Annotated in this window: 16 protein-coding genes and 1 tRNA gene; 8 read left to right on the top strand and 9 right to left on the bottom strand. The window is 57.9% G+C overall.

The genetic code is table 11. The annotated features are described in order from the left end of the window. Nucleotides 1-45 precede the first annotated feature (45 nt). Entirely contained in the window at nt 46-1125 is a 1080-nt protein-coding gene (gene psbA, locus SIB72_RS06120; protein ID WP_413744395.1) for a photosystem II q(b) protein, read from the top strand. Between the two features lie 34 nt (nt 1126-1159). Here psbA and SIB72_RS06115 read toward each other — a convergent pair whose 3' ends face one another. Next, nucleotides 1160-1504 carry a hypothetical protein gene (locus tag SIB72_RS06115; protein WP_413744978.1) on the bottom strand — a complete coding sequence of 115 codons (345 nt, stop codon included), beginning with the start codon at nt 1502-1504 and terminating at the stop codon, nt 1160-1162. A 42-nt stretch (nt 1505-1546) separates the two neighbouring features. Between SIB72_RS06115 and SIB72_RS06110 the strand changes: the two genes are divergently transcribed. Further along, nucleotides 1547-2047, top strand: coding sequence for a cupin domain-containing protein (locus tag SIB72_RS06110; protein ID WP_413744977.1), 501 nt, complete (start codon nt 1547-1549; stop codon nt 2045-2047). 68 nt (nt 2048-2115) lie between these two features. Beyond that, on the top strand, nt 2116-3204 hold the full coding sequence (aroC, locus tag SIB72_RS06105; RefSeq protein WP_413744976.1) for a chorismate synthase: 1089 nt from the start codon (nt 2116-2118) through the stop codon (nt 3202-3204). 39 nt (nt 3205-3243) lie between these two features. Here the strand turns inward: aroC and SIB72_RS06100 are convergent, their stop codons facing one another. From SIB72_RS06100 to psbO, 5 genes are all read right to left on the bottom strand, one after another. Then, on the bottom strand, nt 3244-3945 hold the full coding sequence (locus tag SIB72_RS06100) for a hypothetical protein (protein ID WP_413744975.1): 702 nt from the start codon (nt 3943-3945) through the stop codon (nt 3244-3246). Nucleotides 3946-3984: 39 nt separating this feature from the next. Further along, complete coding sequence (locus SIB72_RS06095; protein ID WP_413744974.1) at nt 3985-4599, bottom strand: bifunctional 4-hydroxy-2-oxoglutarate aldolase/2-dehydro-3-deoxy-phosphogluconate aldolase; 615 nt, start codon at nt 4597-4599, stop codon at nt 3985-3987. A gap of 46 nt (nt 4600-4645) precedes the next feature. Beyond that, on the bottom strand, nt 4646-6493 hold the full coding sequence (gene ftsH, locus SIB72_RS06090) for an ATP-dependent zinc metalloprotease FtsH (protein WP_413744973.1): 1848 nt from the start codon (nt 6491-6493) through the stop codon (nt 4646-4648). 47 nt (nt 6494-6540) lie between these two features. Next, nucleotides 6541-7701 (bottom strand): sulfate adenylyltransferase, encoded by a 1161-nt coding sequence (gene sat, locus SIB72_RS06085; RefSeq protein ID WP_115015988.1) that lies wholly within the window; start codon nt 7699-7701, stop codon nt 6541-6543. 101 nt (nt 7702-7802) lie between these two features. Then, complete coding sequence (gene psbO / locus SIB72_RS06080; RefSeq protein WP_115015986.1) at nt 7803-8624, bottom strand: photosystem II manganese-stabilizing polypeptide; 822 nt, start codon at nt 8622-8624, stop codon at nt 7803-7805. Nucleotides 8625-8645: 21 nt separating this feature from the next. Between psbO and SIB72_RS06075 the strand changes: the two genes are divergently transcribed. Then, nucleotides 8646-9059 carry a hypothetical protein gene (locus SIB72_RS06075; RefSeq protein WP_413744972.1) on the top strand — a complete coding sequence of 138 codons (414 nt, stop codon included), beginning with the start codon at nt 8646-8648 and terminating at the stop codon, nt 9057-9059. Between the two features lie 10 nt (nt 9060-9069). Here the strand turns inward: SIB72_RS06075 and coaBC are convergent, their stop codons facing one another. Together coaBC and SIB72_RS06065 are read right to left on the bottom strand one after the other, a co-directional pair. Continuing rightward, complete coding sequence (gene coaBC, locus SIB72_RS06070; RefSeq protein WP_413744971.1) at nt 9070-10338, bottom strand: bifunctional phosphopantothenoylcysteine decarboxylase/phosphopantothenate--cysteine ligase CoaBC; 1269 nt, start codon at nt 10336-10338, stop codon at nt 9070-9072. Then, nucleotides 10328-10540 (bottom strand): DUF2555 domain-containing protein, encoded by a 213-nt coding sequence (locus SIB72_RS06065; RefSeq protein WP_371410867.1) that lies wholly within the window; start codon nt 10538-10540, stop codon nt 10328-10330. The genes coaBC and SIB72_RS06065 overlap by 11 nt, the downstream gene beginning before the upstream one ends. Nucleotides 10541-10601: 61 nt before the next feature. Here SIB72_RS06065 and SIB72_RS06060 point away from each other — a divergent pair. The 4 genes from SIB72_RS06060 to SIB72_RS06045 all read left to right on the top strand — a co-directional run bounded on the left by SIB72_RS06060 (nt 10602) and on the right by SIB72_RS06045 (nt 13502). Beyond that, nucleotides 10602-10674, top strand: a tRNA-Ala gene (locus tag SIB72_RS06060). A 339-nt stretch (nt 10675-11013) separates the two neighbouring features. Next, entirely contained in the window at nt 11014-11616 is a 603-nt protein-coding gene (locus tag SIB72_RS06055) for a hypothetical protein (protein ID WP_413744970.1), read from the top strand. Between the two features lie 32 nt (nt 11617-11648). Next, nucleotides 11649-12344 carry a LuxR C-terminal-related transcriptional regulator gene (locus SIB72_RS06050; RefSeq protein WP_413744969.1) on the top strand — a complete coding sequence of 232 codons (696 nt, stop codon included), beginning with the start codon at nt 11649-11651 and terminating at the stop codon, nt 12342-12344. Between the two features lie 840 nt (nt 12345-13184). Then, a complete protein-coding gene (locus SIB72_RS06045) occupies nt 13185-13502 on the top strand; it encodes a DUF3303 domain-containing protein (RefSeq protein WP_413745059.1) in 318 nt (105 codons plus the stop codon). 85 nt (nt 13503-13587) lie between these two features. Here the strand turns inward: SIB72_RS06045 and SIB72_RS06040 are convergent, their stop codons facing one another. Beyond that, complete coding sequence (locus tag SIB72_RS06040) at nt 13588-13770, bottom strand: hypothetical protein (protein WP_413744968.1); 183 nt, start codon at nt 13768-13770, stop codon at nt 13588-13590. Between the last annotated feature and the right edge of the window lie 123 nt (nt 13771-13893).

Raw genomic sequence — 13893 nt, 5'->3', positions numbered from 1 at the left:
CTTTACAAGCCATTGGGCCCTGGCCCACCGGCGTTTTCCGTTCTCATGACCACCACCATCCAACAGCGCTCCGGCGCGACCGGCTGGCAGCAGTTCTGTGAGTGGGTCACCTCCACCAACAACCGCCTCTATGTGGGCTGGTTCGGTGTGCTGATGATCCCCACCCTGCTGGCTGCCACCATCTGTTTCGTCATCGCCTTCGTCGCCGCTCCTCCGGTTGACATCGATGGCATCCGTGAGCCCGTCGCTGGCTCCCTGCTTTACGGCAACAACATCATCTCTGGTGCTGTTGTTCCTTCCAGCAACGCAATCGGCCTGCACTTCTATCCCATCTGGGAAGCAGCCTCACTCGACGAGTGGCTGTACAACGGCGGCCCCTTCCAGCTGGTGATTTTCCACTTCCTGATTGGCATCTTCTGCTACATGGGTCGCGAGTGGGAACTCTCCTACCGCCTCGGCATGCGCCCCTGGATCTGCGTTGCTTACAGCGCACCTGTGGCTGCTGCTTCTGCAGTGTTCCTGGTTTACCCCTTCGGTCAGGGTTCCTTCTCTGACGCGATGCCCCTGGGTATCTCTGGCACCTTCAACTACATGTTGGTGTTCCAGGCTGAGCACAACATCCTGATGCACCCCTTCCACATGCTTGGTGTGGCTGGTGTCTTCGGTGGTTCACTGTTCTCCGCCATGCACGGCTCCCTGGTGACCTCCTCCCTGGTCCGCGAGACCACCGAGAGCGAGTCCCAGAACTACGGCTACAAGTTCGGCCAAGAGGAAGAGACCTACAACATCGTGGCTGCCCACGGTTACTTCGGTCGTCTGATCTTCCAATACGCCTCGTTCAACAACAGCCGCAGCCTTCACTTCTTCTTGGCTGCCTGGCCCGTTGTCGGCATCTGGTTCACCGCCCTGGGCGTGTCAACCATGGCCTTCAACCTGAACGGTTTCAACTTCAACCAGTCCATCCTTGATGGTCAGGGCCGCGTCCTGAATACCTGGGCTGACATCCTCAACCGTGCCGGCCTCGGCATGGAAGTGATGCACGAGCGCAATGCTCACAACTTCCCCCTCGACCTGGCTGCTGCTGAGTCCACTCCTGTGGCTCTGCAAGCACCTGCAATCGGTTGATCGGAACAGCCTTTGGCTGAAGTCTCCAAACGATTCAGCGCAAGCTGAATCGGAAAGCCCCCGCCGCAAGGTGGGGGCTTTTTGTTGCCTCTGAGCCCAGCACTGTGGCCGATGCCAAAGCAACACATCGACGAGAGCCGCAGCTCAAGGCGATGCAGTGGTTGCCATCTGGGGCATCAACGCCACACTTCAGAAGGCGTTGCTGATCCAGCAGAAGCCCTGCTGCCAGCAACAGAGGGCACGAGCCAACAAAACTGAATGGCGATGCTTCCACCACCTCCAAAGGGGCTGTGCTCAGCCTCACCCCTGCATCGGCAGGTGCACCGGCAAACCGGGGCATCCGGATCAACAACTCGGTACCAAAGCGAAACGCCTTCACGCGCTGGGCAGACGGGCTACAAGTAGTGAAAGCGGGGAAACAATGACAGACCACCAAGCAGGCCCCACGAGCGAACACAGTGCCAATGCAGTGGTCGAAGGCTTGATCGAGGAGTGGAAGATGCAGCCCCACCCCGAAGGGGGTTGGTACAGAGAGATCCATCGCAGCTCCCAAACCGTCACCCGCTCCGATGGAGCTAAACGCGCAGGCGTCACCACCATCCTGTTTCTGCTGAAAGCTGGCTCCACCAGCCGTTGGCATCAAGTGCGCCACGCCGATGAGGTCTGGATCCACCTTCAAGGGGCACCGCTCAGCCTTTGGGACCTGCCGGAGACAGGAGGAGAAGCATCACGACAGATTTTGTCACTGCAGCAGCCAGTTCAGGTCATCCCAGCAAACCACTGGCAGGCCGCCAGGCCTGAGGGCCCCTACTCCCTGGTGAGTTGCTGCGTCGGACCTGGCTTCGCCTTCGAGGACTTCACGATGCTGCACGAACTCCCGCAATCAGAATGGCCAGAAGGCGCGCTCACGGATCTGGTCTGACCTCAACAGCTCAGACCTGACAGACGACTCATTACGCTCTATCCAGCTCTATCCAGGTGGAGAGAGGCATGGGAAGCAGCTTCGGCACACTGTTCCGGATCAGCACATTTGGGGAATCTCATGGGGGTGGTGTCGGCGTGATCGTCGACGGATGCCCGCCCCGCCTCAGGCTTGATCTAGACGCGATCCAGGCCGATCTCGAACGGCGCAAGCCGGGCCAAAGCAAGATCACCACCCCACGCAAGGAAGCCGATCAGGTGGAAATCCTCAGTGGTCTGGTCGACGGCGAGACCCTTGGAACGCCGATTGCCATGGTGGTGCGCAACAAAGACCAGCGTCCTCAGGATTACAGGGAGATGGAAATAGCCTTCCGCCCCTCACACGCCGATGCCACGTATCAAGTGAAATATGGCATCCAAGCCAGGAGTGGAGGAGGCCGTGCATCCGCCAGGGAAACGATCGGCAGGGTTGCCGCTGGCGCCATCGCCCGCCAGCTTCTGCACAAGGCCGGGGGCACCGAGGTGATCGCTTGGGTCAAACGCATCCATGACCTGGAAGCCAGCATTGACCCAGCCAGTGTGGAGCCCGACGCGGTTGAAGCCAATATCGTCCGCTGCCCGGATCAAGCGATGGCTGAACGCATGATCGAACGGATCGAAGCGATCGGCCGCGAAGGAGATTCCTGCGGAGGGGTAATCGAATGTGTGGTGCGCAATCCCCCCGTAGGTCTCGGCATGCCGGTGTTCGACAAACTGGAAGCTGACCTTGCCAAAGCGGTGATGTCTCTACCGGCCACAAAGGGATTCGAAATCGGATCCGGATTTGCTGGCACCCTGCTCAGGGGTAGTGAACACAACGATGCCTTCCTGCCGAGCGAAGACGGCCGCCTACGCACGGCCACCAACAACTCTGGAGGCATCCAGGGAGGCATTAGCAACGGCGAACCAATCCTGATCCGCGTGGCTTTCAAACCAACGGCAACGATCCGCAAGGAACAGACGACCATCAATTCGGCTGGAGAAGCCACCACCCTTGCTGCCAAGGGTCGGCATGACCCTTGCGTGCTGCCAAGGGCTGTGCCGATGGTGGAAGCGATGGTCAACTTGGTGCTGGCCGACCACCTGCTGCGTCAGCAGGGGCAGTGCAGTCTGTGGTGAGTCGCCTCAGGCTGCACTACAAATCCAGCGCCAATCGAATCAGCTTCGCGCTGGCGAACTGATCCCACTGGTCGCAAGAGCACTGCTACTGCTGAGGCGACCGGCGGCCTTGGCCATGCGCTTGGCGACCGACGTGGTGCCAGTGCCACTGGTCGCCTTGCGGGCCCGCTTGGCTGGCCTTGGCTTACGGGTCGCGGATGTGGTGGTCGTCGAGGCCGATTTACGCACGGTCTTGGCACTGGCCTTCGAACTGGTCTTCGTGCTGGTCTTGGCACTCGCCTTCGTCACAGGCTTGGCCGACTTCGAGGTCTTGGCACTGGCCTTGGTCGCAGGCTTAGCGGTTTTGGCAACCTTGGCGACCGCTTTAGCAGCTGTTGCTGTTGAGGCCTTTGTCTTCGCAGCGGCTTTCGTGCGTTTGCGAGGTGCCGACTTGGAGGCTGAACCATCGCTAGCGGAGCGCTGTCGATGGTTCAGAACCATCGCCCATTCAGCATCACTCAACGACGATGGCTTGCTGCCATGGGCATTGGCGAGCTTCGCCGCTTTTTCAATGTCCTTGATCAGATTGGTCCAGGACGTAGCGAAACGCTTGTCGGACTGGGAGCGGGCACCACTTTCAACGAGGGTCTCCACCACACCCGCCGCGGTGACTTTTTTGCGGCGACGGTTGAAGATCTCCTTCTGAAGCTGAGCGATCAAGGCATCAGCCTTATCGGACAGCTTGATCGACAGCTGAGACATCGAACAAAGAATATCTATCTCATCTGTAGCACTTGATTCTCATCCCAACCATGAAAGGAGGCTTTGATCGAGCTTTTCGCCGTCGATCAAACCGCGACCAAGGGCCAAGGCGTGATACCCCGCCGCAAGCCAAGGATCCAGATCTGCTGCCGTGAGACCACCCGCCGCGATCATGCAAGGCAACGGCGAAAGCGGTGCCGATAACTGACGGAGATAGTTGATCCCCACTGTGGCTGCAGGGAAAAGCTTCACGAGCTCACATCCGAAAGCGACGGCCTGCTGCACCTCCGACGGCGAAAACACCCCGGGGACCAGAAGCTGGCCATGGCGACGGGCCAACCGAAGTAGAGATGGATCAAAACAAGGAGACATGGCATAAGCCATGCCGAGATCGATCACCATCTCCAACGCTTCCCGTCGCGTCACCGATGCAGCGCCTAGCCGCAGGGCTGGATAGCGGTCTCGCAGCCAGCAGATCAGCTCACCCCAGCGGCAATGAGGAGTCCAGGCGATTTCGATGTGGTGAACTCCAGCGTCGACCAGTTGATTGATCACACAGAGCAGAGGTGCCTGATCAAACGTCTCCACTGACCAATCGAGAGGAGAGGGGCGAAGCACCACCAGAAAGGGCTGCTCACGCAGAGATCGGATCAACTGGTGCTGGCGATCAGTCCAGTTGATCCGATCAGGACGCGATCGATCAGATGTATTCGGCAACGCGAACGTCGCGGCGAATCAACAACTCTTGCAGCTCCTCGGAATCGACTGTCTCCTGCTCAACAAGCATCTCGGTCAGTTCATCCAACACTGCCCGATTGTCGAGAAGCACCTTGGTTGCGCGCTTGTAGGCGGCATCAACAAGATCAGAGACCTCGGCATCGATCGTGGCCGCGGTGTCTTCCGAGAAATCTCTTTCGGCTGCGATGTCGCGTCCGAGGAACATTCCGCCCTGAGCACGACCAAGCGCGACGGGTCCTAATTTGTCGCTCATGCCAAAGCGAGTCACCATCTGACGGGCAACCTGAGCAACCTGCTGGAGGTCATTGGACGCTCCGGTTGTGACCTCGTCTTCGCCATAGATAATTTCTTCAGCGACACGACCGCCAAGGGCCACTGCCATTTGGCTCTGGAGATAGGTGCGGGAATACAACCCCGACTCCATCCGCTCTTCACTGGGCGTAAAGAAGGTGAGACCGCCGGCATTGCCACGAGGAATGATCGAGATCTTTTGGACTGCGTCGTAATCAGGCATCACAGCTCCCACCAGAGCATGGCCTGCCTCGTGATAAGCAACGAGACGCTTACGCCGTTCCGTCATCACCCGATCTTTCTTTTCGGGTCCCACCATGATGCGCTCAATCGCATCACTGATCTCGTCATTGCTCACCTCCGTGAGGCCACGACGTGCGGCCAGGATCGCCGCTTCGTTGAGAAGGTTCGCTAAATCAGCCCCGGTGTAGCCAGGCGTTCGCCTGGCTACCTTGTCGAGGTCGACGTCCTTGGACAGCGTCTTGCTGCGGGCATGAACGCCGAGAATCTGGAGCCGACCGTTGTAATCAGGACGATCGACGGTGACTTGTCGGTCAAAGCGACCAGGACGCATCAAAGCAGCATCCAGAACATCAGGACGATTGGTGGCGGCGATGATGATGATGCCGGTGTTGCCCTCGAACCCATCCATCTCTGTGAGCAATTGGTTCAGGGTCTGCTCACGTTCGTCGTTGCCACCGCCTAAACCTGCCCCACGCTGGCGTCCAACGGCATCGATCTCGTCAATAAAGACGATGCAAGGAGCATTTTTCTTGGCCTGCTCAAAGAGGTCACGAACACGACTGGCGCCAACACCGACGAACATCTCCACAAACTCCGAGCCGGAGATCGAGAAGAACGGCACACCCGCTTCACCCGCCACAGCCTTGGCGAGCAGGGTCTTACCGGTACCGGGAGGACCGACCAGAAGGCAGCCTTTAGGGATCTTTGCGCCAACAGCGGTGAAGCGGTCAGGGTTCTTGAGGAAGTCGACAACCTCAGTGAGCTCAAGCTTGGCTCCTTCGATGCCAGCCACATCTCCAAACGTGACCTGAGTGGAAGGCTCCATTTGGACACGAGCCTTGCTCTTGCCGAAGTTCATGGCTGGATTGCCACCGCCTCCGCCCTGGGCACGGCGGAAGAGGAAGAACAATCCACCAAGCAGCAGCAAGGGGAACACCAAACTGCCAGCAGCCTGCTGCCATGCACCCTGTTCTCGGGTGGGTTGCACCGCGATATCCACGTTGTGATCGGTCAACAACTTGAGCAGATCCTTGTCCGGGGCGAGATTCACCTCGGCGCGTCGGCCATCGTTCTCCACGATCAACGCTGAGGCGCGGTCTGGAGAGATGGTCACCCGACTGACCTGATCCTCCTGAACCGCCTCCACGAAATCGCTGTAACGGAGGGTACGGGCTGCGGTCGCAGGGTCTGGACGGTCAAGGAAGGCTGTTCCCACCGCTATGACCACGACCACAAGCAGGACGTAAAGCCCAACGTTGCGCCAACGCTTGTTCAAGGTTCTCTTGCCTCTGATGAAGGAATGTTAATGGAGATGCTCAGGGATCAGGCGGAGCGGAGCACATCAACAACGCTCTTGAACGCGAACCACTCCGGGATCTCCTCACCACTGCGCAGCATCTTGCGGAATTGGGTGCCGCTCAGCTTTTTGACATGGAGACCACGGGTCTCTGCATGCTCAGCCGTCACATAGCCCTCTTCCTCCGTGAACACAAGATTGAGGGAAGGAACAGTCTCCATCGACAGTTCAACAGCACACTCCTTGGCAAAGTTCTGAGCGTCATAAGGGCCGTAAAAGTCATCGCCGTTCAGCGACGACTTACAGCCAGCCATATCGCGGCCGATGATGAAGTGGGTGCAGCCGTAGTTGCGGCGGATGATCATGTGCTGCAGAGCCTCACGCGGGCCAGCCATGTGCATCGCATAAGGGAGGTACGCCCAGCGGATGCTCGCGTTGTCCACTTCAGCCGCTAAACGTTCATAGGTTTGAAAGCGCACCACCCCGGGGATGTCGTCTTGTTGGGTGGGGCCGCAGGTGGGATGCACCAGCACCACAGCGTTCTCACTCACGTTTTGGGCATGCAGCGCCCGGGTGAAGAGCTCATAGTGGGCACGGTGAATGGGGTTACGGCACTGGAATGCCACAACATCTTCACCACTGGGCAAGCCTGCACGCACCTCAGCAGGCGTCTTACAGGGGAAGACTCGCTTGGGCAGTGCAAGACCCTGGATCAGCCCACCTAAATAAAACCGCTTCCGCTCCATCGTGATCATGCGAACGGCGGGGTGCTCAATCGACGTGGTGCCATAGCAACCCTTGGCTTCCACCACCTTGTCGGGCTCCCACTTGTCTTCAACAGTGAGCACCGCCAGATCCTGACCCTTGTAGGTGAGCAGCACCCGATCGCCGACCGCAACATCGTCGCAATCGGTGTCCATCACGATCGGCAGGCCGAACAGATATCCCGACGTGGTGCGATGAGACGCCACAACGGAGTCGTAATCGGCCTGATGCATGAACCCCCGCTCAGGGGAGAAGCCACCCACCACAAGCAACTCAACATCGCAAGCATTGCGATCGGAGCACTCCAAGGTCTTCGTGGCTGAAGCCTTCACTGCTGCCTGTTCCGCATCGGAGACCATCAGGTCCACCAGGGTGCCGCCGTATGGAGCGATCACGCTGTTCGGAGCAGAGCTGGCAGTCATGGCTGAGCTTGGGAGGGAAACAAGGGGGGATTCTCACAGACGACACAAAAAAAGGGGGGCCAATGGCCCCCCTTGCGATCTGGCAGGTGTTCGGCTTGCGATCAGCCCTCTTCCAGACGTCCGTAAAGATCACCACTGATTTTCACGTCGACAATCTCGCGTCCTCCCATGTCGGAGTCGGAAGGCTGGGTGGCAGAGAACACTCCAGCGAACTCGCCGGTTTCTGGATCCACCTTGGTGATCGAGAGGGTCATTTGACCCACGCCATCGATGTAGCGCTTGATGTTCTCGCTATCCAGTTCCTCGTAGTCACCAGCCAAACCAATCAAACCCTGGGGATAGTCCACACCGGTGGTGAGGGCACGACCCTTGGGATCAATGAAGTTGCTCGTGCGGTAGCTGGGGGTGCGGTAGGTGCCTTCGAAGTCAGTACTAGTGGTGATGGCAGCGCCATCAGCTGTGGCTTCAAGCGACTTACTGGAGAAGGTGAAGGGGTACTCCTCACCGCCAGGAACCAGCACGGTGATCGGCTGAAAGTCGATACCGCCTTGCTCGCTGAAATTGATGCCGTCGCTCTTCACGGTGAGGTTGCCGTACACCTCATCAAGGCTGGAGGTGAAGCGAGTGAGGATCTTGCCCTCAACGAACTGAGCCTCCTGACGCTTGTTCGCGGGCTCACCTTTCACGAAAACCCTTGTGGGATGCATGCAGATGCCCTTGAGCTCATAGGAGCCACCGGGGGTGAGGCTGATCGATCCGCGGGCGGAATCAGAAATAACTGGGCAATCATTCGCTTTGCCGGTGTTGCGAATGTCGTCGTAAGTGATGTTGGAACTGTCAACAGCCTGGGCACCACCGCTGCAGGCGGTCACCACGGTGAGACAGAAAGCCAGCACCAGGGCCAGCAGGGGACGGATGCTCATGAAAGGAAGCCGAATGGCCGAATGATGACGGTATCCACCGATCAGGCGGATCCTACAGGTGGCAAACGCTTGTTCCGGGTACCCTTTCGCAGCTGTAAACAACCCGTCGCGTTGTCCGTCCTCAGTCATGAGATCGAAACACTGCCTTCAGCAGAGCAGGAACGACTCGAAGCACTGTTGGCAGAACTGAATGCACTGGCCGGCCATCTTCAGGGGCGGCCCCAAGCTCTGCTCACGATGCTGCGCAGCATCGAAGCCCTGCATCGCGACATTCAAGATGGATCCTTCCGCAGCAGCCTGCCGGAAGATCGTCACCAATTGTTCAACCTGCTTCAAGCGATTGAGCGGTCAGGCGGATGGCCCTACATCCCCAGGCTGCAGCTCAAGACCTTCATCGCCATGCTCGACCAACCCCAAGTCGAGATGGCAGCCTGAGGGATCGAGATCAGGCTTCCTGCAAGGAGAGCAAACGATCCAGCAACCGATGGGCCAAGCAGAACTTGTCCATCACAGGCACCACCTCTACGCCGCCATTGGCGCTGATCAACCAACCACCATTCGGAGCCTCTCCGAATCCCTGGCTAGGGATGTCGATGGGATTCGCCATCAACAGATCGCAACCCTTGGCTGTGCACTTCGCGTGGGCACGGCTGATGATCTCCTCCTCCCCACCGCTAAGGGCTGCGAACCCAAGCAGCCGCTGCGTAGCTGGTCGGTTGGCATGCAGCCCCGCCAGCAAATCGGGCACAGGTTCAAGGTTGGAGGTGAGGGACGCTTGCAACGCAACCTTGGCAGCCTTGGCAGGGGAAGGCCCGCCTCGCAGACGCAGATCAGCCACGGCAGCAGCCATCACGACTGCATCAGCGTCTGGCTGGAGAGCACCAAGCTGCTCTTGCATCGCTTCTGCTGAGCTGACCGGATAACAGCCGAGCCCTTCCAGCCAGGCTTCAGGCACCTGGAGAGGACCGTGCACAAGCTGTACTGCCGCTCCGCGAAAGCGCGCAGCTTGGGCGATCAGCACCCCCATGCGTCCAGTGCTGCGGTTGGTGATCAACCGGGCAGGATCCAGTGCTTCCACGGTCGGTCCCGATGACACCACCAGGGTGCGGCCGGCCCAGTCACGCGGAACGCCACCATGGGGATCACAGCGCTGCAGAGCACTGGTCGCTGCAAGCTGAATGCACTCCGGGGCCGCCATACGACCATCCCCCATGCGGTCGCAGGCCAGCAGCCCGACCTCGGGGCCAAGGCTGAGAACCCGCGGATCCTCCGCCAAGAGAGCCCAGTTCCGTCGCACTGCGGGATGATCCCACATGCCTGTGTTCATGGCGGCTGCAGCCACCACAGGCCGCTCACAGGCCAAAAGCAGACTGGCCAAGAGACCATCAGCTAGGCCTTGAGTCCATCGCGCCAGGGTGGTGGCACTGAGCGGAGCAACGATCACCACCTCCGCCCATTCCGCCAAACTGACGTGCAGAGGCCTGGGCTGGTCTGGATTCCACTGATCCTCGTCTTGATAACAACGATGACGACTGAGGCTTGACAGGGCCACTGCACTGACCAACCGGGCGGCACTGGGAGTGAGCACACACCGCACCTCCGCACCAGCTTTCACCAGCGCACTCACCAACAGGGGGGTTTTAACCGCGGCGATGCTTCCACTAGCGGCAACAAGCACCCTGCGCCCGCAGAGGGTGCCGGGATCAGTCCTCATCGAAGGGTTCCTGATCAATCAAATGCACATAGGGGGCTGTGAGCTCAGGACGATGAATGGCGAGAGCCCGTAACAGGTGCCAATCCCCCAACCCAGCGAAGGGGGTGGGGTAGTCATCGTCTTCGAGGCGCTGTGCCAAGACAGCCACAGAGGACTCATCAAAGCTCTCGAGCTGTTCTGGGGTGATGGCTGAACTGGCCATGGGCATCTCTGCCGCCTATGCCTGCATTCTGCCTGGACTCTGACGCTAGGTTTTTGCAATCGGGGAATTAGCTCAGCTGGTAGAGCGCTGTGATCGCACCGCAGAGGCCAGGGGTTCGAGTCCCCTATTCTCCATTGACAATTCAACAAAACCCTTGTGCCAACTGGATCTGATCCAGCGACACTTAACAGTGCAGGATCAGATGCGGTGCCAATCTCCACGGCTGCTTTTGCAGAGGAGGACACGTGCAGGGCCGCCAGGGCAACAGCACCAACCATCACGCCAACTCTCAAGCTGGAGCAGTGCGGAACCCGTGAGACTGCAGACCTCTTGGAGCGTGGCCCAGAGCGAGCAAGATGGCGGGGCGGTATCCCTAACGCCCCAAGACATTTTGAACCGTTTTTGAGAGCGACCGCGAGCGCTGTGGACCCGATACACAAAGCCCAGGTGTCGTCACCATCCATCCAGCGGGGATGACGCTTTATCTCCCCACAGGCTCGCCAACCTCAAGATGTCGTGCTGCTGCGCCTGTGCAGTTCGGCCTAGCAGCCCATCAAAAAAGGACGACCGCCCTCCCCGGCGGGAAGGCGGCCTACGTCGCTCGTTGGTGCATGGCTAAACCCAATCAATGCAAAGGAGAGAAAGGTGTCAGCGTCTGGCTCGAGGCGGCCTGGGGCCATTGGCTCGAGGTGTTGGGTCGCGATCTCCAGGGGTACCTAGGGCGATGCGAGCGGAGCGTCGATTGGCGCGGCGAACATTCCAGTGCCGACCAAAAGAGCAACCCAGACGCTTGTTTGAGACTGTTGGAGCAGGCGCCAGAAAGTCAGCCTGCTTCTGCAATCTGCTGTGGTGGAGTATCCGCCGTCATGGGCTCCTCCGATCTGGTTGGTCTTAACTTTCCACCCTTGAAGCTGCTTCTGACATCCGTCGAATCGCGCATTGTTCTCGAAGACGAAACAGCCGAAAGTGGCGCTGGCTTGCCTGAACGTGGCGCAAGGCTGAATGTCCAGTCCAATCCGATCGGAGAGTCAGACAACACCAAGGAAGCGCTAAGGGGTCGCACGGCTTTGATCTAATGCCTGAACTGCAGACCTAACCAGAGCTCAAGATGGAATTCGCTCGCCAACCGCTTCGAGGCGAAGTCAGCGCTGAGGCCACAGCCCTACTTCAAGGCACTCAGGTCATCGTTTGCATGGCGGACCCATTGACGCTGGGAGCATTCAGCCTCCTACCCCCAATCTCAGAGGGGTTAATTGGGGCCTACACCACAGAATCAGAGGTTGTGGAGATCACAAAGAGCTGCTGCCCAGATCTGCTTTTTGTGACTGAGGACTTGGAAGAGGGCTGCGGCATCAGCCTGGTCAGGAAAACCAAGCTTGCTTGCCCTGACACCATCTGCCTTGTGTTCCTGCGCACTGAGACCAAATCGATGGTCCATCACTGCATCGAAGCTGGTGCAGAAGGGGCGATGTTCGTGTCATCTCTCGGTGGCCGAGGAGATGGTGACTTCATGGGTGCGTTACGGAAAACCCTGCATGGCGGCATCTATTACCCGCGCGATGTGCTTCAAGCGGCTGATTTCGCCAACAACCCACAACATTTACTGCCATCTGATCTAACCAAAAAGGAATCCGAGGTCCTGAGCTGCCTGGCCTCAGGCTCAACGAATAAGGAAATTGCTGAGCGGCTCTTCGTGTCTGTGGAAACAGTCAAAAGCCACGTCAGCGCTGTCATTGGCAAATTAGGAGTACGCAACCGTCAAGCAGCCGCAGTCGTAGCAATCCAAGCAGGCGTGGTGATGTAATCAGCCAATACAAGTGCCGCACAAACGAACAGCAAAAGTCACTGACATCAATCCTTCTGGAGTCCTTTCAGCCAGGCCTCACCACATGCCATTGATCCAAGCCCTGACAGGGAAGCCAAGCAACGCACAAGCCTTCAACAAACATTGACGCTCTAAACACAATGCATGCGTTAGAGAGCACATCATCATCAAGCTATCGACTTCTCACCAGCAAGCCAATCCACACCAATCGAAGCATTCAAGCCTTGATCCAAACGCACTAGAAACCGAGGAAGGCCTAATCTTGCACAGGCAAAATCGAGCAGATGCAATTCGGATGCTGCTTAATATAGTCATTGAATTCCATGGCAAGAATGCGAGCTTTCACCACATCAGCAGCAGAAATGGAGGTGCACTCTGTAAAACCGTCAGGTTTTTTGTAGCAAATACTGTAAGCCTGTTCAGCGGTAGACATTTAAAAAATCGAATCGAATACTCTTAAAGGCTGGCTCGACTATGACGCAAGGCAAAGAAACAACAGATTTCGTCCATCCGCTTGCACAAGCGCAAAAATACTCAAACAGCGTGCACCCTCTTGATGGAGGCATCTTTGACGCTATCAGCAGAGGCCTATGGAGACTTCTCCGTTCCAACCTGCAAATGAAGTCTGCTTGCAGCAACCACTGGTTCAGCAACAGAGGCAGAACACTCAATTGTTGATCTTGGCTCGATAAAGGCCTGACAAATAGGCCTCAAGGCCCTCCAAGCCTTTGGGAAGAAGCCCGAGTGTCAGCACTCCATCGCACAACTGCATGCATCGATCCAAGTGTGGCTACCAACAGCAAAGCCACTGGTCGACTGATGCAGCACTTCCTGATTGTTTGGACGTTCCCAACTGTTGAGGGAGCGTGGGAATCCTGCCCCGGTTTTGCTGACTACATCAATGCAGGAGGTCCTGGGGACACATTCGAAGGCTTTGAGCTGAAATACCGCGTTTGCGAACCTGTCAGCGGGAGCGGCGTCGCCATCGCGATGGCCAGCGACATCGGAAAAGTTTGGGCACACCTTGGCCCTTGGATCAAGGGATATGGGATTCAATTTGAAGTCACGGCGGTCGTGTCTGACGCAGAGTTCGCTGCTTTATGGCCAGGGGTTGAAGCAGCGGCTGCTGTGGCATAAAGACAGCCACAAACCCGAGAGACGCGAACGGCCGAGCCATGCACTTGCCAATGGCCCCATCAAACCAAACACGGAAGGTCAACACTTAACGACTGGGCTGGTCGCTCCAGCATTCCTCCCACTCGTCTTGAAGCTCGCTGGCACTGAGGGAGTTGTAGAAGCCTCTCCACTTCGCCTCGGCTTTGGAGTCAGTCGCCACCAGAGACACCAACAAGTTGATGACTTCTTCAACTGAGAAGAGCCGTCCTGTCTGCGATCTGAATTGCATACTCCCAGTCGTCAACCTTGCGGGAAACTATCCTGCCAAAGCAAATGCAGCACGTCAGATCTTTAGAGAGATAGGGCAATCAACAATGAAGACATCGGCACCCATTTGGAAGCTGGTCTCGTG

The sequence above is a fragment of the Synechococcus sp. MIT S9451 genome, from assembly GCF_047304725.1.
Classification (GTDB): Bacteria; Cyanobacteriota; Cyanobacteriia; order PCC-6307; family Cyanobiaceae; genus Synechococcus_C.
This window is presented reverse-complemented; position numbering and strand designations above follow the sequence as displayed.

Coding starts and splice junctions, on each gene's coding strand:
- SIB72_RS06110 (WP_413744977.1), top strand. CDS start 1,547: ATGACAGACCACCAAGCAGGCCCCACGAGCGAACACAGTGCCAATGCA.
- SIB72_RS06100 (WP_413744975.1), bottom strand. CDS start 3,945: ATGTCTCAGCTGTCGATCAAGCTGTCCGATAAGGCTGATGCCTTGATC.
- SIB72_RS06040 (WP_413744968.1), bottom strand. CDS start 13,770: ATGCAATTCAGATCGCAGACAGGACGGCTCTTCTCAGTTGAAGAAGTC.
- SIB72_RS06065 (WP_371410867.1), bottom strand. CDS start 10,540: ATGGCCAGTTCAGCCATCACCCCAGAACAGCTCGAGAGCTTTGATGAG.
- sat (WP_115015988.1), bottom strand. CDS start 7,701: ATGACTGCCAGCTCTGCTCCGAACAGCGTGATCGCTCCATACGGCGGC.
- SIB72_RS06050 (WP_413744969.1), top strand. CDS start 11,649: ATGGAATTCGCTCGCCAACCGCTTCGAGGCGAAGTCAGCGCTGAGGCC.
- aroC (WP_413744976.1), top strand. CDS start 2,116: ATGGGAAGCAGCTTCGGCACACTGTTCCGGATCAGCACATTTGGGGAA.
- SIB72_RS06045 (WP_413745059.1), top strand. CDS start 13,185: ATGCAGCACTTCCTGATTGTTTGGACGTTCCCAACTGTTGAGGGAGCG.
- SIB72_RS06075 (WP_413744972.1), top strand. CDS start 8,646: ATGATGACGGTATCCACCGATCAGGCGGATCCTACAGGTGGCAAACGC.
- psbO (WP_115015986.1), bottom strand. CDS start 8,624: ATGAGCATCCGTCCCCTGCTGGCCCTGGTGCTGGCTTTCTGTCTCACC.
- coaBC (WP_413744971.1), bottom strand. CDS start 10,338: ATGAGGACTGATCCCGGCACCCTCTGCGGGCGCAGGGTGCTTGTTGCC.
- psbA (WP_413744395.1), top strand. CDS start 46: ATGACCACCACCATCCAACAGCGCTCCGGCGCGACCGGCTGGCAGCAG.
- SIB72_RS06055 (WP_413744970.1), top strand. CDS start 11,014: ATGACGCTTTATCTCCCCACAGGCTCGCCAACCTCAAGATGTCGTGCT.